Source organism: Streptacidiphilus fuscans (genome assembly GCF_015690355.1).
GTDB lineage: Bacteria > Actinomycetota > Actinomycetes > Streptomycetales > Streptomycetaceae > Streptacidiphilus > Streptacidiphilus fuscans.
On the sequence record NZ_JADPRT010000014.1, the window covers coordinates 122,327 to 145,462 of the forward strand.

The 23,136-nt window shown below is 71.7% G+C and carries 17 protein-coding genes and 1 tRNA gene; 9 read left to right on the forward strand and 9 right to left on the reverse strand.

The window, feature by feature from the left end; genetic code table 11:
• Positions 1 to 12 precede the first annotated feature (12 nt).
• From I2501_RS28745 to I2501_RS28755, 3 genes are all read right to left on the reverse strand, one after another.
• Positions 13 to 834: an alpha/beta fold hydrolase gene (locus I2501_RS28745; RefSeq protein WP_196197189.1), complete on the reverse strand. Its 822-nt coding sequence runs from the start codon at positions 832 to 834 to the stop codon at positions 13 to 15.
• A 36-nt stretch (positions 835 to 870) separates the two neighbouring features.
• Positions 871 to 1,536: a LuxR C-terminal-related transcriptional regulator gene (locus I2501_RS28750; protein ID WP_196197283.1), complete on the reverse strand. Its 666-nt coding sequence runs from the start codon at positions 1,534 to 1,536 to the stop codon at positions 871 to 873.
• Between the two features lie 80 nt (positions 1,537 to 1,616).
• On the reverse strand, positions 1,617 to 3,269 hold the full coding sequence (locus I2501_RS28755) for a sensor histidine kinase (RefSeq protein ID WP_236047406.1): 1,653 nt from the start codon (positions 3,267 to 3,269) through the stop codon (positions 1,617 to 1,619).
• Between the two features lie 211 nt (positions 3,270 to 3,480).
• Here I2501_RS28755 and I2501_RS28760 point away from each other — a divergent pair, with 211 nt between their 5' ends.
• The 3 genes from I2501_RS28760 (at position 3,481) to I2501_RS28770 (ending at position 4,843) form a co-directional block, all read left to right on the forward strand.
• Positions 3,481 to 3,870, forward strand: a complete 390-nt coding sequence (locus tag I2501_RS28760) for a DUF488 domain-containing protein (protein WP_196197190.1) — start codon at positions 3,481 to 3,483, stop codon at positions 3,868 to 3,870.
• A gap of 9 nt (positions 3,871 to 3,879) precedes the next feature.
• The gene (locus tag I2501_RS28765; RefSeq protein ID WP_196197191.1) at positions 3,880 to 4,698 is read left to right on the forward strand and encodes a helical backbone metal receptor; all 819 of its coding nucleotides are present in this window, start codon (positions 3,880 to 3,882) and stop codon (positions 4,696 to 4,698) included.
• 71 nt (positions 4,699 to 4,769) lie between these two features.
• Positions 4,770 to 4,843 (forward strand) — tRNA-Met (locus I2501_RS28770).
• Positions 4,844 to 4,891: 48 nt separating this feature from the next.
• Here the strand turns inward: I2501_RS28770 and I2501_RS28775 are convergent.
• Positions 4,892 to 6,112, reverse strand: coding sequence for an MGDG synthase family glycosyltransferase (locus I2501_RS28775; RefSeq protein ID WP_196197192.1), 1,221 nt, complete (start codon positions 6,110 to 6,112; stop codon positions 4,892 to 4,894).
• Positions 6,113 to 6,404: 292 nt separating this feature from the next.
• Between I2501_RS28775 and I2501_RS28780 the strand changes: the two genes are divergently transcribed.
• Complete coding sequence (locus tag I2501_RS28780) at positions 6,405 to 6,869, forward strand: GreA/GreB family elongation factor (RefSeq protein WP_196197193.1); 465 nt, start codon at positions 6,405 to 6,407, stop codon at positions 6,867 to 6,869.
• Positions 6,870 to 6,930: 61 nt separating this feature from the next.
• On the opposite strand, the gene I2501_RS28785 is transcribed toward I2501_RS28780, so the two are convergent.
• Positions 6,931 to 7,854: a YihY/virulence factor BrkB family protein gene (locus I2501_RS28785; protein ID WP_196197194.1), complete on the reverse strand. Its 924-nt coding sequence runs from the start codon at positions 7,852 to 7,854 to the stop codon at positions 6,931 to 6,933.
• 739 nt (positions 7,855 to 8,593) lie between these two features.
• Here I2501_RS28785 and I2501_RS28790 point away from each other — a divergent pair.
• The 3 genes from I2501_RS28790 to I2501_RS28800 all read left to right on the forward strand — a co-directional run bounded on the left by I2501_RS28790 (position 8,594) and on the right by I2501_RS28800 (position 13,652).
• A complete protein-coding gene (locus I2501_RS28790) occupies positions 8,594 to 10,153 on the forward strand; it encodes a Re/Si-specific NAD(P)(+) transhydrogenase subunit alpha (protein ID WP_196197195.1) in 1,560 nt (519 codons plus the stop codon).
• 6 nt (positions 10,154 to 10,159) lie between these two features.
• Positions 10,160 to 11,626 carry a Re/Si-specific NAD(P)(+) transhydrogenase subunit beta gene (pntB, locus tag I2501_RS28795; RefSeq protein WP_196197196.1) on the forward strand — a complete coding sequence of 489 codons (1,467 nt, stop codon included), beginning with the start codon at positions 10,160 to 10,162 and terminating at the stop codon, positions 11,624 to 11,626.
• 172 nt (positions 11,627 to 11,798) lie between these two features.
• The gene (locus I2501_RS28800) at positions 11,799 to 13,652 is read left to right on the forward strand and encodes an ABC transporter ATP-binding protein (protein WP_196197197.1); all 1,854 of its coding nucleotides are present in this window, start codon (positions 11,799 to 11,801) and stop codon (positions 13,650 to 13,652) included.
• A gap of 55 nt (positions 13,653 to 13,707) precedes the next feature.
• On the opposite strand, the gene I2501_RS28805 is transcribed toward I2501_RS28800, so the two are convergent.
• On the reverse strand, positions 13,708 to 16,233 hold the full coding sequence (locus I2501_RS28805; protein WP_196197198.1) for a S53 family peptidase: 2,526 nt from the start codon (positions 16,231 to 16,233) through the stop codon (positions 13,708 to 13,710).
• Positions 16,234 to 16,498: 265 nt separating this feature from the next.
• On the opposite strand from I2501_RS28805, the gene I2501_RS28810 reads away from it, so the two are divergent.
• Positions 16,499 to 17,749, forward strand: a complete 1,251-nt coding sequence (locus I2501_RS28810; protein ID WP_196197199.1) for an MFS transporter — start codon at positions 16,499 to 16,501, stop codon at positions 17,747 to 17,749.
• Between the two features lie 60 nt (positions 17,750 to 17,809).
• On the opposite strand, the gene aspS is transcribed toward I2501_RS28810, so the two are convergent.
• Positions 17,810 to 19,165, reverse strand: a complete 1,356-nt coding sequence (aspS, locus tag I2501_RS28815) for an aspartate--tRNA(Asn) ligase (RefSeq protein WP_196197200.1) — start codon at positions 19,163 to 19,165, stop codon at positions 17,810 to 17,812.
• Positions 19,166 to 19,598: 433 nt separating this feature from the next.
• On the opposite strand from aspS, the gene I2501_RS28820 reads away from it, so the two are divergent.
• Positions 19,599 to 21,044, forward strand: a complete 1,446-nt coding sequence (locus I2501_RS28820) for a glyceraldehyde-3-phosphate dehydrogenase (protein ID WP_196197201.1) — start codon at positions 19,599 to 19,601, stop codon at positions 21,042 to 21,044.
• Between the two features lie 83 nt (positions 21,045 to 21,127).
• On the opposite strand, the gene I2501_RS28825 is transcribed toward I2501_RS28820, so the two are convergent.
• The gene (locus I2501_RS28825; protein ID WP_196197202.1) at positions 21,128 to 21,892 is read right to left on the reverse strand and encodes a helix-turn-helix transcriptional regulator; all 765 of its coding nucleotides are present in this window, start codon (positions 21,890 to 21,892) and stop codon (positions 21,128 to 21,130) included.
• A gap of 75 nt (positions 21,893 to 21,967) precedes the next feature.
• On the reverse strand, positions 21,968 to 23,080 hold the full coding sequence (locus I2501_RS28830; RefSeq protein WP_196197203.1) for a class I SAM-dependent methyltransferase: 1,113 nt from the start codon (positions 23,078 to 23,080) through the stop codon (positions 21,968 to 21,970).
• Positions 23,081 to 23,136 lie beyond the last annotated feature (56 nt).

Consider the following 23,136-nt stretch of genomic DNA (forward strand, 5'->3'; position numbering starts at 1 on the left):
ACCGAGCCGGCTTCACTCGCTCAGGAACTCCACGAAGGCGTCGGTGAGTTCGGGCGCGACCGCCGCGCTCCCGTGGTCCCCCGGAACCTCGACCAGACGGGATCCCGGCAGCACCGCGACCAGCTCCCGCGCCGAGACGACCCGCTCGTCCTCGGACCCGACCACCACGAGTGCCGGGACGCGGATCGCCGCGACCTGCTCCTCGGTCGAGGTCGCGATCGAGTCGAGCACGTGCAGCGTCGCGACCGGGTCCACGCCGCGCTCCCGCATGGCCGCCACGGCCTGCGCCTCCTTGGAGCCGGGCTCCCACGTCCCGGCCGCGGCCCCGGCGAAGAGGCGCTTCAGCCAGGCCCCGGCGCCGCCGCCGGTCCCGTTGACCTCGCGCATCCCCTGCCCGCCGATCACCACCCGCCCCGGCGTCGCCCCGCGCACCAGCATCCGCACCGCGATCCGCGCGCCGAGCGAGTAACCGCCGAGGTCGTAGCCACCCGCGCCGCCGTCCGCACCGTCGGCGTCGTTCGCGTCCAGCTTCAGGTGCTCGACCAGCGCGAGCGCGTCGCTGGTCAGCACGTCCGACGGGTAGCCCGCTGCGTCCTGCGGCTTGGCGCTGTCGCCGTGGCCGCGGAAGTCCGGCATGATCACCCGGCGCCCGCGCTCGACGAGCGCCCCGACGATCCCGGTCCGCGACCACATCCCCGCGTCCGCCGACATCCCGTGCAGCAGCACCACCGGGCGTCCCGCACCGACCTCCCGGTAGGCGAGCCGCTGTCCGTCGGGCGCGGTGAAGAAGGACGTGGAGGAGGACGTCAGGAAGGAGGGGTCGGGGGTCGTCATGCCAGGCACGCTACACGTGCCTCGGCCTTCACGCCGTCAGCCTTTCGGCTGCGCCATCAGGTAGGCGAGAACGGCCAGGACCCGGCGGTTGTCGTCCTCCGACGGGGGCAGGTCCAGCTTGGTGAAGATGCTGGTGCTGTGCTTGGACACGGCCTTCTCGCTGACGAAGAGTCGGCCCGCGATCGCGCTGTTGGAGCGGCCCTCGGCCATCAGCTCCAGCACCTGACGCTCGCGCTCGGTGAGCCGGGCGAGCGTCCCGCCGTCGCCGCCCCGGCTGCGGCGGCCGAGGAGGCGGGTGACCACGGCGGGGTCCATCACCGTGCCGCCCGCCGCCACCGTCCGGATCGCGTCGACGAACTGGTCATCGCTGAAGACCCGGTCCTTGAGCAGGTAGCCCACCCCGCCCGCCCGGTCGGCCAGGAGTTCCTCGGCGTAGATCTGCTCGACGTACTGCGACAGCAGCAGGATCGGCAGCCCGGGGATCCGCTCTCTGGCCGTCAACGCGGCGCGCAGGCCGTCGTCGGTGTGGGTGGGCGGGAGGCGGATGTCCACGACGGCGAGGTCCGGCCGGTGCTCCAGCAGCGCGTCGAGCAGTCCCGGCGCGCTGTCGGTGGCCGCCACGATCGCGAACCCACGCGCCGAGAGCAGCCGGACCAGTCCCTCGCGGAGCAGGAAGAGATCCTCCGCGACGACGACACGCACAGGGCGCACGGCTGCGGGATCGGGACCGCGATCGGGACCCGGACCGGGATCGGGATCGGAATCGGGACCGGGCACGGCGGCTACCTGCACGGCACCTCCATCGCCACGATCGTCGGCCCGCCGGGCGGGCTGCTGACGGCAAGGATGCCATCGAAGGACGCCAACCGCCGCTCCACACCGGCCAGTCCGCTGCCCCGGGCCGGGTCCGCGCCGCCGACGCCGTCGTCGGTGACCTCGATCCGCAGCAGCCCGTCCGTTCGGGCGACGCGGATCCGCACGCTGTGCGCGTCGGCGTGCCGGACCGCGTTGGTTACCACCTCGGCGACGGCGAAGTAGCAGGCCGACTCCACCGGGGCGTCGAGCCGTTCGGGCAGGTCGATCTCGGCCGTGCAGGGCAGCGGCAGGTCGAGCGCCAGCGCACGGATCGCCTCGCCGAGGCCCCGGTCGGCCAGGACCGGCGGGTAGATGCCCCGCACCAGGCAGCGCAGTTCGTCGAGCGCTGCCGCCGACGCCTCCCGTGCCTCCACGACGAGCGCGGCGGCCTCCTCCGGGCGGTCGGCGATCAACTCCTCCGCCACGCGCAGGTTCATGCCGATGGCGACCAGCCGTCCCTGCGCGCCGTCGTGCAAGTCGCGTTCGATGCGCCGCAGTTCGGCCGCCGCCGAACTCACCACCTCCGCGCGGGTGTCGGCCAGCTCGCGGACCCGCGCGGTCAGCGCCGGGTCCGGCTGCTGCCCCAACAGCCGCCGGGCGTCCGGCAGTACGGTGCGCGGCAGCAGCCACACCCCGAGGGCCAGCAGCACCGCGCCCTGGATCGCGCCGACCACCGAGATGTTGTGGCCGATCCCCAACTGGGCCGTCGGCCCCGGCCCGACCGGGTTGCCGACCCGTTGCAGCACCACCGCCGACCGGTTGAGCGCCCCCTCCACGACGGCGTACCCGCCGCTCGCCACCAGTCCCAGCGCCACCAGGTCGGCGGCCGCCCTCGGCCACCGCACCGGTGCGACGGCGGCGACGACCAGCACCCCCAGCCCCGCCACCCAACCGAGCACGGCGGGAACGGCGGAGACACCCGGCGACGGTGCACTCCACAGGTCCAGGCCCAGCAGTCCGCCGACCACGACCACCAACGCGGGCAGCAGCAGCGCCCAGCGCTCGGACCGCACCGCCTCGTCGCCGCGCGTCGGCACCCGTCCCCCGCACACCAGCCGCGTCAGGCCGAGCCCGGCGACAGCGCCGAGCACGAGCACGACCGCCGCGCCGAGCAGCCCGTACTGCGTGCCTTCGACGTGGGTGGCCCAGTACGCGGCGTTCATCGCCTCACCGGCGACCACCGCCGTCACCGGCAGTACCCACCGCCTCGGCGCCGTTCGCTCCGGTGCCGGTCGCTCCAGTGCCGGTCCCTGCCCGGCGGACGGCAGCAGTGCGGCGGCCGGTAGGCCCGCCAGCAGAAGGCCGAAGGCCAGCGGCCCGGCCGGGTTCAGGTCCGGCACGGTCGCCCAGTAGCCGTTCGAGGCCCCGACGGCCCGTACGTCGACGATCAGCGCCGACGCCTCGCCGTACACGCCCACGCCCAGCAGCGCCGCGACCAGCGGCCACCCCACCGGCCCGGCCCAGGGCGAACCGAGCGGCACCCGCTCGCGGCGGACCGCCAGCATCGCGCAGAGCGCCGTCAACGCCACCAGCACGCCCAGCATCCACGGCAGTTCGGTCACCACCGGAAACGGCCACATAGGGATCCCCTCGCTCCATCGTCACGCAGGCCACGGATCGCGGCCTCGGGATCATGCTGCTGCGCGGGACGCGCTCGTCGCCATGGACCCGAACCTACTTCTGAGGTGGGGAAATGCCTACCTCGATACACTGAGCGGGTCGGACACCGCCCTCCGTAAGCAGCCCTCCGTAAGCAGCCCTCCGTAAGCAGCCCCTCCGGAAGGTGCCGCCATGGCCGCACACCCGACGACCGGGCAGTTCAGCTGTCGCCGGATCTACCAGGACCCCACGCCGCAGGACGGCAAGCGGGTGCTGGTCGACCGCCTCTGGCCGCGCGGGGTCAGCAAGGAGGCGGCACACCTGGACGCGTGGCTGCGCGACGTGGCCCCGTCCACCGACCTGCGCACCTGGTACGGCCATGTGCCCGAGCGCTTCCCCGAGTTCCGCCGCCGCTACCTCGCCGAGCTGGGCGATCCGGACCACGCACAGGCCGTCACCGAGCTGCGCGGCCTGGGTGCGCACGACCACGTCACGCTCCTGACCGCCACCAAGGACGCGGACCACAGCGAGGCGGCCGTGCTGGCCCAGTGGCTGAACCAGCACCCGGGAGCGCGCGGGTAGGGTCGGCCCATGGCAACCGAAGGACCCGCACCGCGCACGGCCGTCGACGACCAGGGGACGCCGCTCGTCCTCCCCCGGGGGCCGATCCGCCGGGTCGTGTCGCTGGTGCCGTCGCTCACCGAGGCGATCGCAGTCAGCGCCCCCGGCGTGCTGGTCGGCGCGACCGACTGGTGCAGCCACCCGGCCGGACTGGACGTGGACCGGATCGGCGGTACCAAGAACCCCGACACCACGCGGATCGCCGCGCTCCGCCCCGACCTGGTGGTCGCCAACGAGGAGGAGAACCGCGCCCCCGACCTGGAGGCGCTGCGCGCCGCCGGGATCCCCGTCTGGGTCACCGAGGTGCGCACCCTCGACCAGGCCTTCCGCTCGCTCGACCGCCTGCTGACCCTGCTGACGAAGGACTCCGGCCTGCCGCGCCCGCAGTGGCTCGACGACGCCCGCGACGCCTGGGCGGACGTTCCCCCGCCGCCCGATCGGCCGCACCGTGCGGTGGTGCCGATCTGGCGTCGGCCCTGGATGGTGGTCGGCCGCGACACCTTCGCCGGGGACCTGCTGCGCCGCCTGGGCTTCCATCAGCTCTACGCGGACCACGACGAGCGCTATCCGGCGATCCCTATCGACCGGCTGCGCGCGTCCGGCGCGGACCTGGTGGTGCTGCCGGACGAGCCCTACCGGTTCACTGCGACCGACGGCCCGGAAGCCTTCCCCGGCCTGCCCGCTGCCCTGGTGAGTGGCCGCCATCTCACCTGGTACGGGCCGTCGTTGGCCGAAGCCGCGACGCTGCTGACGCAGCAGTTGCAGGCGACGCTGCCGCCGCCGGACTGAGCGGCATCCGCCACCGGCCGGAAACCGGTTCGTCGATTCGGCCTGGTGTCTGTTAGCGTTGGGTTCACCGACGCGGGGTGGAGCAGCTCGGTAGCTCGCTGGGCTCATAACCCAGAGGTCGTAGGTTCAAATCCTGCCCCCGCTACTCCGTACGGAGGGCCCGGCCGATTCATCGGCCGGGCCCTCCGTCGTTCTACGCCACTCCCGCTTCCTCCGCCCGGCGCGGACGCCGCAGCCGGAGGCGGTCGAGGACCGCGCCGAACGGGCGGCCGAAGGCCGGGTCGCAGAGGGCGCCCGCGCCGTGCCGGAGCTCCCGACCCTGACGTGCGAAGGCCGCCACCACGCGGGCCGCCTCGTATCCCGCCGGGAGCGCGGGCAGGCGCACCCGACCCCGGTCGGCCTGCGCGGCGAGCGCCTCCGCCAACTCCTCGGGCGTACGCGGCCAGGGCGCGATCCCGGCGGCCGCCAGCGTGGCGGCGTTGGCCTGCCCGTGGCCCGGGATGACCTCGTAACTCACCGCAGGCAGGCCCGCGACCAGCGCCTCCGTCAGCGACAGCCCGCCCGCGTTGTGGACCAGCACGTCCGCCGCGCCCATCAACGTCGGCACGTCGTCCCGCCATCCGAGCGCGACCGTCCCCGGCTCGGCCGAAACCTGCCGCAGCAACCGCCGGTTGCGCCCGCAGAGCACCACCGGGACCGTCTTCTCGGCCGCGCGCACCGCGCGGACGCCGGCCACCACGTCGCCCAGGCCGAGCGACCCGGTGACCACCAGCGCCATCCTGTGGTCCTCCGGCACGCCCAACTCGGCCCGCAGGGCCCGGCATTCCGCCGGGTCGGGGGTCCGCGCGAAGGCCTGGGGGGCGAGCGGACCGGCCGCCGCCATCGCGACGCCGTAGCGGGCGGTGCCCTCGGCGGCCGTCGCCTCGGTGACTGTCAGGTGCGCGTCGAGCGCGGGATGCACCCAGAGCCGGTGCGGCGCGGGGTCGGTGAGGTAGCAGACCGTCGGCGCGGTCAGCGTGCCGTCCTCCTTCAGCGCGCCCAACGTCTGTGCCGCGAACGGGAACGTGGTGACCACGACGTCGTACCCGTCGCCGATCCACCCCGCCACGCCGGAGCGCGCCGCCGTGCAGACCCGCAGCGTGAGCCGCCGCGCGAGCGAGTCGCGCTCGCCGCACCGGAAGAACCAGTCGAAGACCGCCGGAAGATGACTGGCCGTCAGGGCGTAGCCACGGCGCAGCACCAGACGCTGGTGCCGGGGCAGCGCGTCCAGGAAGTCCCGGTAGTCGGCTTCCAGGCCCATCGCCTCCAGCCGCCGGATCAGCTCGGCCGCGGCCCCGTTGTGGCCCGCGCCGACGCTGCCGGTGATCACCAGCGCCCGCAGCGCCCCCGCCGTCCGCCCGCCCTGCCGAGCCACCTGCCGAGGGACCCCGCGAGGCACCCTGCGAGGCGTCCGCCTCACCGACCCGAACGCGACCATGGAAACGGAACCTCCTGCGCAGCTTCGCCGACGTCGGGCACGACGATGACGGGTTTGCGGCGGTTTTGGGGTGTCCTGCGGCCGACCAGTCGCGCAACATTCGACGAAGCGCGGGCATCATCGGCGCGCACCGGAGTCGCGGTCCACCGGGTGACCCGCGAAAATAGGGTCTTGTCGGGTTTCCCCCCGATTTTTCTTCTCTCTGTTCCGCCACCCCTCAGGAGCAGGAATGAGCACCGAACCGGAGCCGATCAGCCCCGAGGCCCGTCGCGCGCTGGAGCAGGACCTCGCGGAGCTGCGCGCCGAGCGGGCCAAGGTCGCGGCTACCCTGCGCGACGTCGACTCGGCAGGCGACCGCGCCGACCAGGCCGACGAGCTGCAGCGGGCCACCGACGTCGCTCGGCTGGACGACCGGATCAAGGCGCTCGACCTGCGCCTCCGGCAGGCCGCCGTCGCCGGTCCGCCGCCGACGGACGTGGTCGGGGTGGGCAGCACGGTCACCGTGCGGTTCGACGACGAGAGCACCGAGACCGTCCAGATCGGCGAGGTCGCCGAGGAGCTCGACCGGACGCTGGTCACCGCCGACAGCCCGCTGGGCCACGCCCTGCTCGGCCACCACCCGGGCGACACCGTCGGCTACGAGACGCCCGAGGGCCACGCGACCGCGACCGTCGTCGCCATCGCGGCGGGCTGAACGGGCACTCAACAGGCACTGAGCGGGCACTGCATCGGCAAACCCCGCCGGGACGGACCGGTCAGAGCCGGTCGCTGTGCAGCCGCTCCGTGCTGCGCAGCTCCATGTACGGCTCCTGCCCGGCCGGGTGGCCCCGGTCCAGGGCGCGCTGGCGCTCGATCTCGGCGTTGACCTCCCCGCCCAGGAGCAGGGCCAGGTTGGAGAGCCAGAGCCAGATCAGGAAGGTGATCACCGCCGCCAGGCTCCCGTAGGCGCGGGTGAAGGACGCGAAGTGCGCTGCGTAGAGCGCGAATCCGACCGAGGCAGCCGCCCAGAGCACCACCGCGACCAGCCCGCCCGCCGTGCCCCAGCGGAACCGCTGCCGGGCGTTGGGCGCGGCCCAGTACATCACCGCGAGCAGCAGGCCGAGCAGGATCACCAGCAGCGGCCATTTCGCCCACTGCCACACCGTCACCGCCGTGTGCCCGACGCCGAGCGCGGTGCCGACCCCGTCCGCCACCCGGCCGCTGACGGCGACGACCAGGGTGACCACCGTCAGCAGCACCAGCGTCAGCGCGGTCAGCCCGACGCGCAACGGCAGCAGCACCTTGAACGTGCGGCCCTCGGGCACGTCGTAGACGGCGTTCATGGCCCGGATGAACGCCGCGGTGTACCGGGACGCGGACCAGACGACGAGCAGCACGCCGAGGACGCCCGCCGTGACGTGCTGCCGCTGCAGGTCGGTCAGCATCTGCGTGACCAGGTCCCGCGCCGGGCCGGGGGCGAGCGTGCGGATGTTGCGGATCAGCACGTCGGTGGCCGAGGGGCCGATCGTGCCGAGGACGGACATGACGACCACCAGCGCGGGGACCACCGACAGGACCGCGTAGTACGTCAGCGCCGCGGCGTGGTCGCCGAGGTTGTCCTGCCGCAGCTCACCGGGCACCCGGCGCAGCGCCTGCCGCCAACCGGGCTCGCGGGGCCGCTCCGTCCCTGCTGTGCTCATCGCCGGTCGCTCTTTCGCCCGAGGGAGGCCGTGATCGAGGAAGGCCGTGATCGTCCGCGCCACTGTAGCCCCGGTCCTCGCCGGGACCGGGGCTGTTCGCAGAGGGTGCTGGGGAGCTCGGGTGCCTCAGGTGCCTCAGGTGCCTCAGGTGCCTCAGGTGCAGGGACGGCGGCCGTGGTTGGCCCCGTGCTTGGCGCGCTGCTTCTTCTTCCGGCGGCGTTTCGACGACATGGCCACTCCTCTCGCGGACCTCGTCTCGCGGAACCTTGTCTCGCGGACTGCAACCCCGGGCCGCGTCCCACCGGCCTCGCGCAACGCTTGCGCAACGCTCGGACAGCACTCGCACAACGCTTGCGCAACGCTCGGGCGGCGGACGACCGGCCCTTCGCTCCACCGTGCCACAGCGCCGGGCGCCCGGCACGTCCGCGCGGGGGTGTACGCACCACGGCCCAGGTGGGCGGCCGGGGACCGCTCCCCACCTCGCATCGGCCCCGGCAGGCCGTGAGACCGGACGTCCGCCATCCGGTCCGTGAGTGAAACAAGTCACTGCTTCGACCGACCCGCTGGTCGGTATGAAAAGGGTAGGTTCCTGCGACCAAGGGGAAGGACCTCCATCCCCGGCTCCAGCCGCTCCGCCCTGCTCGTGCTCGTGATCGTGCTTCTGAGTTGCCTCCGTTTCGCGGTTCTGTTCCTTCGCGGTTCCGCGATCCCCCCGTTCCCCTGACGAGAGACACACGACATGTCTGCGCAAGACTCCACCCACCACCCGCCCCAGCGCATCGGCGTGGTCGCCGAGTCGACCACCGGGGAGACCCGTGTCGCGGCGACGCCCGCGACGGTCAAGCAGTTGCTCGGGATCGGCTACGAGGTCGTCGTCGAGTCCGGGGCCGGTACGGCCTCCGGCTTCACCGACGAGGTCTACGTCGAGGCGGGTGCGGAGATCGGCGACGCCTGGGCGCAGGACATCGTGCTCAAGGTCAACGCCCCGTCCGGCAGCGAGATCGCGCGCCTGCGTGAGGGGGCGACGCTGGCCGGCCTGATCGCCCCGGCGCAGCACCCGGAGCTGCTGGAGGAGCTGTCCGCACGCGGCGTCACCGCGCTGGCGCTCGACGCGGTACCGCGGATCTCGCGTGCCCAGTCGATGGACGTGCTCAGCTCGATGGCGAACATCGCCGGGTACCGGGCCGTGATCGAGGCGGCCCACGTCTTCGGACGCTTCTTCACCGGCCAGGTGACCGCGGCGGGCAAGGTGCCCCCGGCGAAGGTCCTGGTGGCCGGCGCGGGTGTGGCCGGGCTCGCGGCGATCGGCGCCGCGTCCAGCCTGGGCGCGATCGTGCGCGCGACCGACCCGCGTCCCGAAGTCGCGGACCAGGTCAAGTCGTTGGGTGGCGAGTACCTGCCGGTCAACGTGGTGCAGGAGCAGTCCACCGACGGCTACGCCAAGGCGACCTCGGCCGACTACGACCGCGCCGCCGCCGCGCTGTACCACCAGCAGGCGCAGGACGTCGACATCGTGGTCACCACCGCGCTGATCCCCGGCCGTCCCGCGCCCCGGCTGCTGACCGCCGAGGACGTGGCGGCGATGAAGCCGGGCAGCGTGATCGTCGACATGGCCGCCGCCATGGGCGGCAACGTCGAGGGGACGGTGGCGGGCCGCGCCGTCGTCACCGACAACGGCGTGACCATCATCGGCTACACCGATCTGGCCTCCCGGCTGCCCGCCCAGGCCTCGCAGCTGTTCGGCACCAACCTGGTCAACCTGGTCAAGCTGGTGACGCCCGGCAAGGACGGGCAGCTGACGCTGGACTTCGAGGACGTGGTGCAGCGGGCGGTGACCGTCGTCCGCGACGGCGAGATCACCTGGCCGCCGCCGAAGGTCTCGGTCTCCGCGGCCCCGGCCGCGCAGGCCGCCCAGCAGTCCGCCAAGCCGGAGCCCAAGGAGGCGAAGAAGCTCAGCCCTGCGGCCCGCTTCTCGCTGATCGGCGTCGGCCTGCTCGCGCTGTTCGGCGTGGTCGGCTTCGCCCCGGCCCAACTCGCCGAGAACTTCACGGTGTTCATGCTGGCGGTGGTGATCGGCTACTACGTGATCGGCAAGGTGCACCACGCGCTGCACACCCCGCTGATGTCGGTCACCAACGCCATCTCCGGGATCGTGGTGACCGGCGCGCTGCTGCAGATCGGGCACGAGAGCTGGGTGGTCACCGCGCTGTCCTTCGTCGCGATCCTGCTGACGAGCGTGAACATCTTCGGAGGTTTCGCCGTCACCCGCCGCATGCTGTCCATGTTCTCGAAAGGCTGAGCCACGATGACCTCCACGACGGCCGCACACGCCGCGGACCTCGTAGCCGCCCTGCTGTTCATCCTGTCCCTGGCCGGGCTCTCCCAGCACCGCACCTCGCGCGCCGGCGTGGTCTACGGCATCGCGGGCATGGGGCTCGCGCTGGTCGCCACGATCGTGGTGGCGGCGCAGAGCATCGCTGCCGGGGCGATCGCGCTGATCCTGCTCGCCATGGCGATCGGCGCCGTGATCGGGATCTGGCGGGCGCGCAGCGTCGAGATGACGCAGATGCCCGAACTGATCGCCGTGCTGCACAGCTTCGTCGGCCTGGCCGCGGTGCTGGTGGGCTGGAACAGCTACCTCGAGGTCGAGTCGCACGGCTCCCGGCAGACCGAGATCGCCGCGGACCTGCTGACCATCCACCATGCCGAGGTCTTCATCGGCATCTTCATCGGCGCGGTCACCTTCACCGGCTCGATCGTCGCCTTCCTCAAGCTGTCGGCGCGGATCAACTCCCGGCCGCTGATGCTGCCGGGCAAGAACGCGCTCAACCTCGGCGCGCTCGGCGCGTTCGTGGTGCTGACCGGCTTCTTCTGCGCGAGCCCGAACCTGCCGCTGATGATCGCGGTCACCGCGCTGGCGCTGCTGCTCGGCTGGCACCTGGTCGCCTCGATCGGCGGCGGCGACATGCCCGTCGTCGTCTCGATGCTGAACAGCTACTCCGGCTGGGCGGCGGCCGCGGCGGGCTTCCTGCTCGACAACGACCTGCTGATCGTCACCGGCGCGCTGGTCGGCTCCTCCGGCGCCTACCTCTCGTACATCATGTGCAAGGCGATGAACCGCTCCTTCATCTCCGTGATCGCGGGCGGCTTCGGCATCGAGGCGCCGTCCAGCAGCAGCGAGGAGCAGGGCGAGCACCGCGAGATCCGCGCGGCGGAGGCGGCCGAGCTGCTGACCCAGGCCCGCTCGGTGGTGATCACCCCCGGCTACGGCATGGCCGTGGCCCAGGCCCAGCACCCGGTGGCGGAGCTGACCCGCCGTCTGCGCGAGCGCGGCGTCGAGGTCCGCTTCGGCGTCCACCCGGTCGCCGGACGCCTGCCCGGCCACATGAACGTGCTGCTGGCCGAGGCCAAGGTCCCGTACGACATCGTCCTGGAGATGGACGAGATCAACGACGACTTCGCGGACACCTCCGTCGTCCTGGTCATCGGCGCCAACGACACCGTCAACCCGGCCGCCGCCGAGGACCCGGGCAGCCCGATCGCCGGCATGCCGGTGCTGCGGGTCTGGGAGGCCGAGAACGTCGTCGTCTTCAAGCGCTCCATGGCCTCCGGCTACGCGGGCGTGCAGAACCCGCTGTTCTTCCGTGAGAACAGCAGCATGCTCTTCGGCGACGCCAAGGCGAGCGTGGACGCGATCCTCGCCGCGCTCGGCACGGACGGCCCGTCCTCCGAGCCGCGTTCCGCCGCCCGCCCGGCGACGGTCGGCGGCTGACCCCGGCGGCTCGCCGCCGCGCAATCCGACGTGTGCTCCTGGCTCCCCGACGGGCCGGGAGCACACGTGTGTTCGGGTACGAAAAACCCTTGGACGAGGCCGTTCACGGCGCGGGAGACTCGGACTTTCCAGCCGCAACACCCTCAGACGCTGTCGGGAAACCCGGGTTGGTATGGAAACGCCACAAACCCCCGAGAGCGCGCCGCGCCGAGGCGCCGTGCTGCTCGCCCTTCGCTACTACGGACGGGAGTTGGCCCGACTCAAACGGGTGACGCTCCCCGGGATGCTGATGCCCGCGCTGGGCAACATCGGCATCAACTACATCGCGCCGCTGATCGTCGCCCGTCTGGTCGGCCGGATCGCCTCCGACGCCCGGATGACCACCGGCGACGCGCTGCCCTACGTCCTGGCCTTCGCCGGAGTGCTGCTGCTCGGCGAGGCGCTGTGGCGGGTGGGCATGCACTGCCTCAACCGGGTGGACGCCCACGGCATCGAGCACCTCTACGTCATCGGCATGGACGAGCTCTTCGCCAAGGACGCGGCCTTCTTCCACGACAACTTCGCCGGTTCGCTCACCAAGCGGGTGCTCAGCTTCGCGTCCCGCTTCGAGGAGTTCGTCGACACGCTCACCTTCTCCGTGGTGGGCAGCCTGGTGCCGCTGGTCTTCGGCGCGGTGGTGCTCTGGCAGTTCCAACCCCTGCTGGTGGTCGCGCTGCTGGCGCTGATCCTGGTCACCGGCGTCATCACCGCGCCGCTGATCCGCCGCCGTCAGGCGCTGGTGGACCGGCGCGAGGCGGCCATCACCCGGGTCTCCGGGCATGTCGCGGACAGCCTGACGAACATGGACACCGTCCGCGCCTTCGCCGCCGAACGGCGCGAGGCGGCCGAACACCGCTCCCGGGTCGCCGAGTCGCGGCGGCTCTCGCTGCGCTCGTGGGACTACGGCAACCTGCACATCGACACCCTGGTCGCGCCGATGTCCGTGCTGACCAACGGCCTCGGCCTGCTGCTCGCGATCGCGGTCGGCGGCGGCGCGCACAACGTCGAGGCGGTCGTCGTCGCCTTCTCCTACTACTCGACGGCGACGCGGATCATGTTCGAGTTCAACCAGATCTACCGCCGCCTGGAGAGCTCGATGACGGAGGCCGCGCAGTTCACCGAGCTGCTGCTGTCCCCGCCGACGGTGCTCGACCCCGCGTCGCCGGAGCCGCTGCGACCCCGCTCGGACCGTCGGGCGGAGGTCCACTTCGACCAGGTCACCTTCTCCCACGGGGGCGGCAAGCCGCTCTTCGCGGGGCTGGACCTGGCCGTGCCCAGCGGCGCACGGATCGGCCTGGTCGGCCGGTCCGGGGGCGGCAAGACGACGCTGACCCGGCTGCTGCTGCGGATGTCCGACATCGACGACGGCCGGATCCTGATCGGCGGCCAGGACATCAGCCGGATCCGCCAGTCCGACCTGCGCAGCCTGATCGCCTACGTCCCGCAGGACCCGGCGATGTTCCACCGCACCCTGCGCGACAACATCGCCTTCGCGAGGCCGGACGCCACGGACGCGGAGATCCGCCGCGCCGCCGAGGCAGCCCACGTCACCGAGTTCGCCGACACGCTCCCCGAGGGGTTCGCCACCATGGTCGGCGAACGCGGCGTCAAACTCTCCGGCGGGCAGCGCCAGCGGGTCGCCCTGGCCCGCGCGATCCTGCGCGACGCACCGGTCCTACTGCTGGACGAGGCCACCAGCGCGCTGGACTCGGAGAGCGAGCTGCTGGTGCAGCAGGCGCTGTGGCGGCTGATGGAGGGCCGCACGGCCCTGGTCGTCGCCCACCGGCTGAGCACGGTGGCGACCATGGACCGCCTGGTCGTGCTGGACCGCGGCCGGATCGTCGAGCAGGGCAGCCACCAGGAACTGCTCGCCGCCGAGGGCGCCTACGCCAGGCTCTGGCAGCACCAGTCGGGCGGCTTCCTCGACGACGAGGCCGACGAGGCTGACGGGGCCGACGCGGCAAGCACCGCCACCGCCCTGACGTGAACGACGGAGGCGCCTGGGACCACTACCCCGGCGCCTCCGCCTTTGCCACTGGCCGCTACTGACCGTTCGGATGATCCCTGAACCAGGTCAGGAAGGCGCCCGTGATGGACCCGACGCCGGTCACGTCGTCATAGCCCGGCCCCGTCTTCAGCGACGTGTCGTAGTCCATGCCGACCATCACCCCGTTGTGGCTCTGGTTCCAGGTCTCCATCGCGGGCTCGTGCCCGAGCGCGGACGGGGCTCCTGACACGTCGTGCAGCGCCGAGGTCCCGACCAGCTTGTAGAGGATGGGGTTGACGAAGCCCACCGGCACTCCGCCTGCCGCCTGTTGCGCCAGCGCCTCGACACCGGAGAACAGCGGTGCGGCCAGGCTGGTGCCGCCGTACTCCTCGTTGCCGTAGGAGCCGCCGCTCTCACTGAACGTGGCACCGCCGTTCGAGCCGGGGTTGACGTTGATGGTGCCGTTCTCGGTGATGCCGATCAGCAGACCGGTCCACCAGTCCGCGACCATGCTGACGTCGGGCACCTCGCGGTCCGCCGAACCGGTGGCCGTGGCCGCCAACGAGTCCGGGACCACGCCCTTCTGGTACGAAGGCTGGGGGAACACCGAGCTGTTGCCACCGCCGGCGCCACCGTCGAACACGTTGCCCGCGGCCCAGCCGTTGCCGCTCTGCTGCTGCATCCAGTTGCCCCAGCCGCTCTCCCACGAGTAGTTGCCGTTGGCGTCGATGCCGAGGCTGGTCCCGCCCACGCCCGTCGCGAACGGGTCGGAGGCCGGGAACGCGACCCCCGGGCGCGACAGGATGTTGTTCGGGTCCGAGGCGTTGGTAGCCGCGACGGTGTAGTCGCCGTTGTCGGCGCTGGAGAAGTTGAAGCCGATGCCCTCGACCGCGCCCTGCTCGAAGATCTGCGTCTTCGCCTGGAACTCCTCCTGCGCGTTCTCGCTCTCGGGACCGCCCCACGAGCAACTCACGATGTTCGCGGTGTGGTTGGCGACGATCGTCTCCAGCGCCGTGTCGAAGCCCTGGTCACTGCCGTCCGTCCCGTAGAAGACGATCTTCGCGTCCGGGGCCATCAGGTGCACGGACTCGATGTCCATGGTCTCCTCGCCCTGCCAACCCGCCACGTCCTTGGGGTCGGTGCCCGAGGGGAAACCGCCCTGCGGCATCACCTGGGTGAACTGGCCCGGGGCGAACTGGGGCAGGCCCATCTGCTGGTTCCAGTTGGCCACGTCCTGCACGATCGTGGGCGACGCGTAGGCGTCGACGATCGCGACGGTGACCCCCTTGCCGGTCAGTCCGCTCTGGGCCACCCCGTAGGCGTGCCGGATCTGACCGGCCGTGTATCCGCACAGCCGCATCGGCAGCGACTCGCCGCCCGGCCCGTTCGGGGCGTCGTTGGCGTGCTTCTGGCCCCAGTAGGTGCTGCACCACGAGGTGTCGATCCCGCCGCCGGCAGGCGCGTACTTCCCGGCGCCGGCGGAGACGGGCTTCCCCTTCTTCGGGGCGTTCTTCGGACTGGGCACCGGCGCCTCGACGGCGTCGCTGTAGACCGGCGAGCTGGTGGTCAGACCGGTGACGCTGGAGACGTAGTTGCCCACGTCGGAGGGGAACTGGGGCTGACCGGTCGGCGCGATGTCCACCCGGCCGTCGTGCTTGTACTTGTCGATCTGCACCTTCAGCACCGACTCGACCTTGGCCAGTGTCGTCGAGACGACGACGCTGTCGGCGCCCTGGGAGACGATCGTCATCCCGTCCTGCTGCAGCCACTGGGTGACCGCCGACGCGGCGTCGGGCACGTTGACGAACGTCGAGTTGAACTGAGCGGGCGTCAGGTACTTGTGGTAGTCCGGGGTTCCGGGCATGCCGACCTCGGCCGCATAGGTGGCCAGATCCTGCGGGTGCTGCTTGGCGATCCAGACGGTGCCCTGCACCACGGTGTTGGGGTCGGCCGCGCCGATGTCGTTCGCCTTGGTCGCCCAACTCGGCGGGCTCCAACTGGTGCCGCCGTTGGACGTCGTGGTGATCGGCCCACCGGACGAGGACGCACCGGCGACGGGCGTCCCGCCGCCACCACCGCCACCACCGTGGCCGCTGGCGGCGACCGCGACCGTGCCCACGATCACCAGCGCGAGCGCCACGCCGATGCCGATCAGCACGCCCTTCTTGGAACCGCGTGACCCGCCACCGGAGTTGCCGGGACCGCCGGGCCCGCCACCGAAGGGCGGCTGACCACCAGGACCGCCCGGCCCGCCCCCGAAGGGCGGCTGGCCGCCGGGACCGCCCGGCCCGCCACCGTACGGGGGCTGGCCGCCGTACGGCGGGGGCGGAGGCGGAGGCGAGGCCGGGCCCTGGTTGTACGGGTTCGGCGGCTGCTGCGGGGGCCGACCACCACCGCCGTAAGGATTGCCCCCGTACGGGCCGGGGCCGGGACCAGGCGCCGGGCCGGGACCACCCGGTCGGGGCTGCTGCGGCGGCTGTGGCCGCTGAGGCTGCTGCGGCGGGAACGGGCCGTTCTGGTACGGATTGTTCGGCCGAGGCGGATTGCCTTGTGGCCCGCTGCCGTAGGGCGGGTAACTCACGGTGTGACCGTCTCCTCGCGACTCGTCCGGGAGCCATGACGGACCGCCAGGCGTGCGCTATCCCCCGGTAGCGAACGCACATTCTTCGCACGCCCGTGCGGCATCGTAGCGACATTCCCCGCGCGCCCGACACGAGCTTCACGCCATGCTCACCTGCGCATTTAGTTGCACCATGCATTGATATAGGTGTATGATGCACGTATCGAAGGAGGCCACGCCACACCCGACATCTTCCGCACCATCCCCACGGATCCGGAGCACTCCGATGAACGGTCATTCGTCCGACGGCGCCGCCGTCAGTCCCTTCAAGCAGCCGAGGGCGGTCTTCGCGGTCGCCTTCGCCTGCGTGGTGTCCTTCATGGGCATCGGCCTCGTCGACCCGATCCTCCCGGCGATCTCCTCGCAGCTGAACGCCACGCCCAGCCAGGTGACCATGCTGTTCACCAGCTACCTGGTGGTCACCGCGGTCGCCATGCTGATCACCGGCTGGGTGTCGAGCCGGATCGGCGCCAAGCGGACGTTGATCGTCGGCCTGGTCATCATCGTGATCTTCGCGGCGCTGGCCGGGTCGTCCCACTCGATCAGCCAGATCGTCGACTTCCGGGCCGGGTGGGGCGTCGGCAACGCGCTCTTCATCGCCACCTCACTGGCCGTCATCATCGCTTCGGCGACCGGCGGTTTCGTCGGCGCGATCATCCTCTACGAGACCGCGCTCGGCCTCGGCATCGCCGTCGGCCCGCTGCTGGGCGGCCTGTTGGGCAACGTCAGCTGGCGCGGCCCCTTCTACGGCGTCTCCGCGCTGATGGCCGTCGCCCTGCTGGCGACCGTCTTCCTGGTCAAGCCGCTGCCCCTGCCTACGAGGAAGACGGGCCTGCTGGAGCCGATCAAGGCGCTGCGTCACCGCGGCCTGCTGACCATGTCCCTGGCCGCGCTCTGCTACAACTGGGCCTTCTTCACCATGCTCGGCTACGCGCCGTTCCCGATGAAGCTCGGCGCGATCCAGCTCGGCTTCGTCTTCACCGGCTGGGGCCTGCTGGTCGCCGCCTTCGCGGTCTTCGGCGCGCCGAAGGTCCAAGCCAGGCTCGGCATCGCCCGGACGCTCTACCTGAACCTCTTCCTCTTCGCGCTGATCATGGCGGGCATCGCGGCCTGGGTGGACCACCGCACCGCACTGATCGTCCTGGTGATCCTGGCGGGCATCCCGATCGGCATCAACAACACGGTCACCACCTCCGCCGTGATGTCGGTCTCACCTGTGGAGCGCCCGGTCGCGTCCGCCGCCTACGGCTTCGTCCGCTTCATCGGCGGCGGCCTGGCCCCCTTCGCGGCGGGCAAGCTGGTCGAGCACTACAACATCCACGTCCCCTTCTACGTCGCCTCGCTGGCCCTGCTGCTCGGCATCGCCATCCTGGCCACCGGCCACAACCTCCTGTCCGCCGCCGAACGCAGCCAGGCCGCCCCCACGGCCGTCTCCGAACTGGAGGCCGAGGAGTTGGAGGTCGGCGCCGCCAGCTGACCAACTGCCCGATCACCGAACGGTGGCCCGCCGGAACACTCCGGCGGGCCACGCTTCAGTTCACGGCGTCAGGCGGTGCAGGTCGCGCGGGAAGAGGGTGGCGAGCCGGACGTTGTCCGCACCGGTGAGCCGGGCGGTCCAGCGCTCCAGCCCGAGCGCGAAACCGCCGTGCGGCGGCATGCCGTGCCGGAACGCGTCGAGGTAACCCGCGTACGGCTCCGGCGACTCGCCCCTGGCCGCCAGCGCGGCGAGGTAGTCCTCGTACCGGTGCAGCCGCTGACCGCCCGTCACCAGCTCCAGCCCGCGGAAGAGCAGGTCGAAGCTGTTGGCGAACTGCGGTCGCCCCGGCTCCGGGTGGGTGTAGAAGGGGCGCTTCGCCGTCGGGTAGCCGGTGACGAAGAGGAACTCGCTGCCGTACTCGCGCAGCGCCCAGGCCGAGAGCCAGCGCTCGTGGGCGGGCGCGAGATCCGGTTCACCACGCGGGTCCTCGTCCGTGTGCGCGGCCAGCAGCTCCTGCGCCGCCTCGAAGTGGATCTCCGGGATCTCCTCGGGGACGCTGGGCAGTTCGAGCTCCAGCAGCGCGCAGGCCTCCCCCGCGCGCTCGCGGACGGCGGCGACCATCCCGGCCAGAACCTGCCCCAGCACCGCCATCACCTCGCGGTGGTCGGTGATGAATCCCAACTCCGCGTCCAGCGAGGTGTACTGGGCCAGGTGGCGCGCGGTGTCGTGCGGCTCGGCCCGGAAGACCGGACCGGTCTCGTAGACCCGCTCGAAGACGCCGACCATGGTCTGCTTGAAGAACTGCGGAGACTGCGCCAGGTAGGCGGGCCTGCCGAACCAGTCGAGCGTGAAGACGTTCGCCCCGGACTCGGTGGCCGAGGCCACCACCTTGGGCGTGTGGATCTCGGTGAAGCCGAGCCCGTCCAGCGCCGCGCGGAACCCGGCGACCGACGCCGCGCTGATGGCGTGCGGCGCACGCAGGCGCGGATGCCGCAGCGTGACGGCGGCATGGTCGAGGACCGTCGGCAGGCTCGCCGGGACGGTGGGACGGAAGAGGTCGAACAGCGGGGCCGCGGTCGGCGCGGAGACCACGGTCACCTGCGGCGAGGTCACCTCGACGCCGCCCGGCGCCTTGGGGTTGGCGGTCACGGTGCCGCTGACCTCGATCACGCTCTCCTCGGCGAGCCCTTCGAGCTCCGGGACGCATGCGTCGTGGACCACGACCTGGGCCAGTCCGCTGCGGTCCCGAAGAACCAGGAAGGTGACCGCTTTCAGGACCCGGCTGCGGTGCAGCCAGCCCCGCAGGACGACGGTCCGGCCGACGTGCTCCGGCAGCTCGGAAGCGAGCGTGCGTGCCTCGGCGGTGGTGCCGGCTTCGGTGGTGGGGCCGGCTTCGGTGGTGGGGCGGGAGATCATCACATACCTCTGCGGTGTGCGTGGTGATCCCTTGGGAGTGCGGGCGAGAAGGGGACTCGCGGTGCCACCGCACTTTCGCCGCCGCCGTGCGACGGCGGCCTCGAACGGCCCGGTCACGGGGGCCAAGCGAACGCTCGGGAGTGTCTTCGCCGCCGGGAACGGGTCCGCCTTCGCAGCTGGTGGCGGCTCTCTCCTACCCGTCCGGTCCGGTGACTACTTGTCTCCGTCGACGCGTTGCCGGAACGCTACGGACCCTCGCTCGGCACCCGCAAGCGATTAATCCTGAGCCGTTCCTGTCACGCTGCCGCAGGGCCCCACCCGCCCCACGCACGGGACCTTCGTGTACAGGTGCGTCACTCTTTGGAGCCGATTACATGATCAAAATTCTGCCCGGTTACCATAGGGGTCGCTGCCTAGCTGGAAAGATAAGCCTGTGACTGTCAATGACGACTCGTTCACCGACTGGAAGATCCGCGAGGAGATCGCGGAGGCGATGATCCCGATCATCGGGAAGCTGCACCGTGAGCGGGACGTGACCGTCCTGCTGCACAGCCGCTCCCTGGTGAACAAGTCGGTGGTCAGCATCCTGAAGACCCACCGCTTCGCCCGCCAGATCGACGGCGAGGAGCTCTCGGTCACCGAGACCATGCCGTTCCTGCAGGCGCTCACCACCCTCGACCTGGGCCCGTCCCAGATCGACCTGGGCCTGCTGGCTACCTCCTACAAGGCCGACGACCGCGGCCTGACCGTCGAGGCCTTCACGGCCGAGGCCGTCGCCGGCGCCACGGGCGAGAACAAGATCGAGCGCGCCCAGTCGCGCGACGTCGTGCTCTACGGCTTCGGCCGCATCGGCCGCCTGGTCGCCCGGCTGCTGATCGAGAAGTCCGGCTCCGGCAACGGCCTGCGGCTGCGTGCCATCGTGGTCCGTCGCAGCGGCGACATGGACATCGTGAAGCGCGCCTCGCTGCTGCGCCGCGACTCGATCCACGGCCAGTTCCAGGGCACGATCACGGTCGACGAGGCCAACAGCAAGATCGTCGCCAACGGCAACGAGATCCAGGTCATCTACTCCGACGACCCGACGACCGTGGACTACACGGCCTACGGGATCAAGGACGCGGTGCTGATCGACAACACCGGCCGCTGGCGCGACCGCGAGGGCCTGTCGAAGCACCTCCAGCCCGGCATCGCCAAGGTCGTGCTGACTGCGCCCGGCAAGGGTGACGTGCCGAACATCGTGCATGGGGTCAACCACGACACGATCAAGCCCGACGAGCAGATCCTCTCCTGCGCGTCCTGCACCACCAACGCGATCGTCCCGCCGCTCAAGGCGATGGCGGACGAGTACGGCGTGCTCCGCGGCCACGTGGAGACGGTCCACTCGTTCACCAACGACCAGAACCTGCTGGACAACTTCCACAAGGCCGACCGTCGTGGCCGTTCGGCCCCGCTGAACATGGTGATCACCGAGACCGGTGCCGCCTCGGCCGTGGCCAAGGCGCTCCCGGACCTCAAGGCGAAGATCACCGGCAGCTCGATCCGCGTGCCGGTGCCGGATGTCTCGATCGCCATCCTCAACCTTCAGCTGTCGCGCGAGACCACCCGCGAGGAGGTCCTGGAGCACCTGCGTGAGGTGTCGCTGACCTCGCCGATGCGTCGTCAGATCGACTTCACCACGGCGCCGGACGCGGTCTCCAACGACTTCATCGGCTCGCGCCACGCGTCCATCGTCGACGCCGGCGCGACCAAGGTCGAGGGCGACAACGCGATCCTCTACCTGTGGTACGACAACGAGTTCGGCTACTCGTGCCAGGTCGTCCGGGTCGTCCAGTACGTCTCCGGCGTGGAGTACCCGACCTTCCCGGCACCGCGCGCCTGATCGCGGAGCACGGAGCAGGGACTACGGACCGAGGTCCACGCCCGAGGGGCCGACGCGCAGCTGCGCGTCGGCCCCTCGGGCGTTCACCGGTGCTGGCCGCGCCAGGCGTTGGCGGCCTCCACCCGCCCGTGGACGGCGAACTTGGCGTAGACGTGCTCCAGATGCTTGTCGACCGTGCGCGGGCTGATGCCGAGGCGACGGCTGATCTGCTGGTCCGTCAGTCCCAGGGCCAGCAGGTCGAGCACCGCCGCCTCGCGCGGGGTCGGCGCCGTGCCCGCGCCGCCGCACGGGCTCCACTCGTCGATCCGGCCGGTCCGCTCCAGCCGGACCAGCGCGGCCCTGATCCGGCCGCGCAGCAGGGCCGCGGCGGCCACGTCGTCGTCGGAGAAGTCCAGGCCGGTCCGGTTGAGCGCGACACAGACGCTGCGCGCGTTCCCGGAAGAGGCCGGGGCCCCGCCGACGGGCAGCTCCATCGCCAGCTGGTACTCGCCGCCGATCCGGCGCGCCACGTCGGTGTAGATCGGCTGCGCGTGCCACTCCGCCCACGACTGCAGGTCGGACCGGCGCAGCGGGACGCCGGGGCCGCCGGTGGTCATGCGGATCAGCGGGTCGGTGGTCCGGTAGCGGCCGATCACGGCGTGGTCGTCCGGGGTCAGCAGCCCGGCCGGATACGTCACCGAGCGGAACGGAGCCGGGCGGGTGGTCCAGATGACGTTCTCCGCCGGGATCGCGACCAACAGCCCCGGGAGCAGCGCCGGGAGCAGCGCGTCCTCGTCGACGGCCTGGATCAGCAGGTCGACGACCGCGAGGATGCGTCGCAGCCCGACCTCCCCGGCCGACGCGGTCACGACTCCAGGCTGCGCCGGGCACCGCGACGGGTCAACCGGGGAATGCGTCGGCCGACCGGCTGGACGGTCCGCCCCTCACCGGCTGGCGGCGTAGACCCGGTTCACCGGCGTCTCGGCGGCGAGCCGCCAGTGGTGCAGGCCGGCGTCGTCGGCGATCGACCGCATCGTCTGCTCTCCGGCGTGGTTGCCGAGCGCCTTCGGTCCGTGCTGGGCCAGGGCCGACGGCAGGCAGATGGCGACCGACGCCGCGGTGATCGCCCGGCCCACCGGGTTGGCGTTCGCGCGGACGTCCTCGGACGCGTTCGGCTCGACGATCATGCAGGCGCCGCCGTCGGCCAGGCTGTCGGCCGCGTGGTGCAGGGCCGCGCCGGGGTCGCCCATGTCGTGCAGGCAGTCGAAGAAGGTCACCAGGTCGTAGCCGTCACCGGGGAAGTCCTGGGCGGAGGCCACGTCGAAGCTGACCCGGTCGCCGAGACCCTGCTCCGTCGCGATCCGGCGTGCCGCGTCGATCGACGGCGCGTGGAAGTCGAAGCCGTGGAAGTGGGAGTTGGGGTAGGCCTGCGCCATCAGCATGGTCGAGTAGCCGTAGCCGCAGCCCACGTCGGCGACCTCCGCGCCGCTGCGCAGCTTCTGCTCCGTGCCGTTCATCGCCGGGAGCCACTCACCCACCAGCGAGGCCGTGTAGCCGGGCCGGAAGAACTTGGCCGCGCCGGAGAACAGGGCGGGGCTGTGCTGCTCCCACCCCACGCCCTCACCGGTGCGGAACGCCTCCATCAGCATCTCCTCGGACCCGAACATGGCCTGGAGCATGGTGAAGAACCCCGCCGCATAGGTCGGCGCGGTCGGGTCGGCCAGCACGGCGGCGTGTTCGGGCGGCAGGGTGTAGCGGCCGGACTCGGGGTCGTAGGTCACGTACTCCCCGGCGACCTGGACGGCCAGCCACTCGGCCACGTAGCGCTCGATCATCCCCGTTCGTTCGGCGAGTTCGGCGGCGCTGACCGTGCCTCCGGCCTCGGCCATGGCCGTGTAGAGCCCGAGTCGGTCCCCCAGCGACGTGCACAGTCCCGACGCGGCCGCGCCCGCGTCGGTGATCACGCGCATCAGGAACTCCATCATCCGGTCCTCGTCGACCGCGCCCATGGCTCCGGGCATCGCGCCGGGCATCGAATCGGGCATCGATTCGGGCATGGCAGTCCACCTCCTCGGCTCCGCCGCTGCTGACGGTTCCACCCGACCAGTCGGGC

Bases quoted from the DNA above. Each gene is read 5' to 3' on its own strand.
- I2501_RS28745 (WP_196197189.1), bottom strand. From the start codon at position 834: ATGACGACCCCCGACCCCTCCTTCCTGACGTCCTCCTCCACGTCCTTC.
- I2501_RS28755 (WP_236047406.1), bottom strand. From the start codon at position 3,269: ATGTGGCCGTTTCCGGTGGTGACCGAACTGCCGTGGATGCTGGGCGTG.
- I2501_RS28760 (WP_196197190.1), top strand. From the start codon at position 3,481: ATGGCCGCACACCCGACGACCGGGCAGTTCAGCTGTCGCCGGATCTAC.
- I2501_RS28765 (WP_196197191.1), top strand. From the start codon at position 3,880: ATGGCAACCGAAGGACCCGCACCGCGCACGGCCGTCGACGACCAGGGG.
- I2501_RS28780 (WP_196197193.1), top strand. From the start codon at position 6,405: ATGAGCACCGAACCGGAGCCGATCAGCCCCGAGGCCCGTCGCGCGCTG.
- I2501_RS28785 (WP_196197194.1), bottom strand. From the start codon at position 7,854: ATGAGCACAGCAGGGACGGAGCGGCCCCGCGAGCCCGGTTGGCGGCAG.
- I2501_RS28790 (WP_196197195.1), top strand. From the start codon at position 8,594: ATGTCTGCGCAAGACTCCACCCACCACCCGCCCCAGCGCATCGGCGTG.
- pntB (WP_196197196.1), top strand. From the start codon at position 10,160: ATGACCTCCACGACGGCCGCACACGCCGCGGACCTCGTAGCCGCCCTG.
- I2501_RS28800 (WP_196197197.1), top strand. From the start codon at position 11,799: ATGGAAACGCCACAAACCCCCGAGAGCGCGCCGCGCCGAGGCGCCGTG.
- I2501_RS28810 (WP_196197199.1), top strand. From the start codon at position 16,499: ATGAACGGTCATTCGTCCGACGGCGCCGCCGTCAGTCCCTTCAAGCAG.
- aspS (WP_196197200.1), bottom strand. From the start codon at position 19,165: ATGATCTCCCGCCCCACCACCGAAGCCGGCCCCACCACCGAAGCCGGC.
- I2501_RS28830 (WP_196197203.1), bottom strand. From the start codon at position 23,080: ATGCCCGAATCGATGCCCGATTCGATGCCCGGCGCGATGCCCGGAGCC.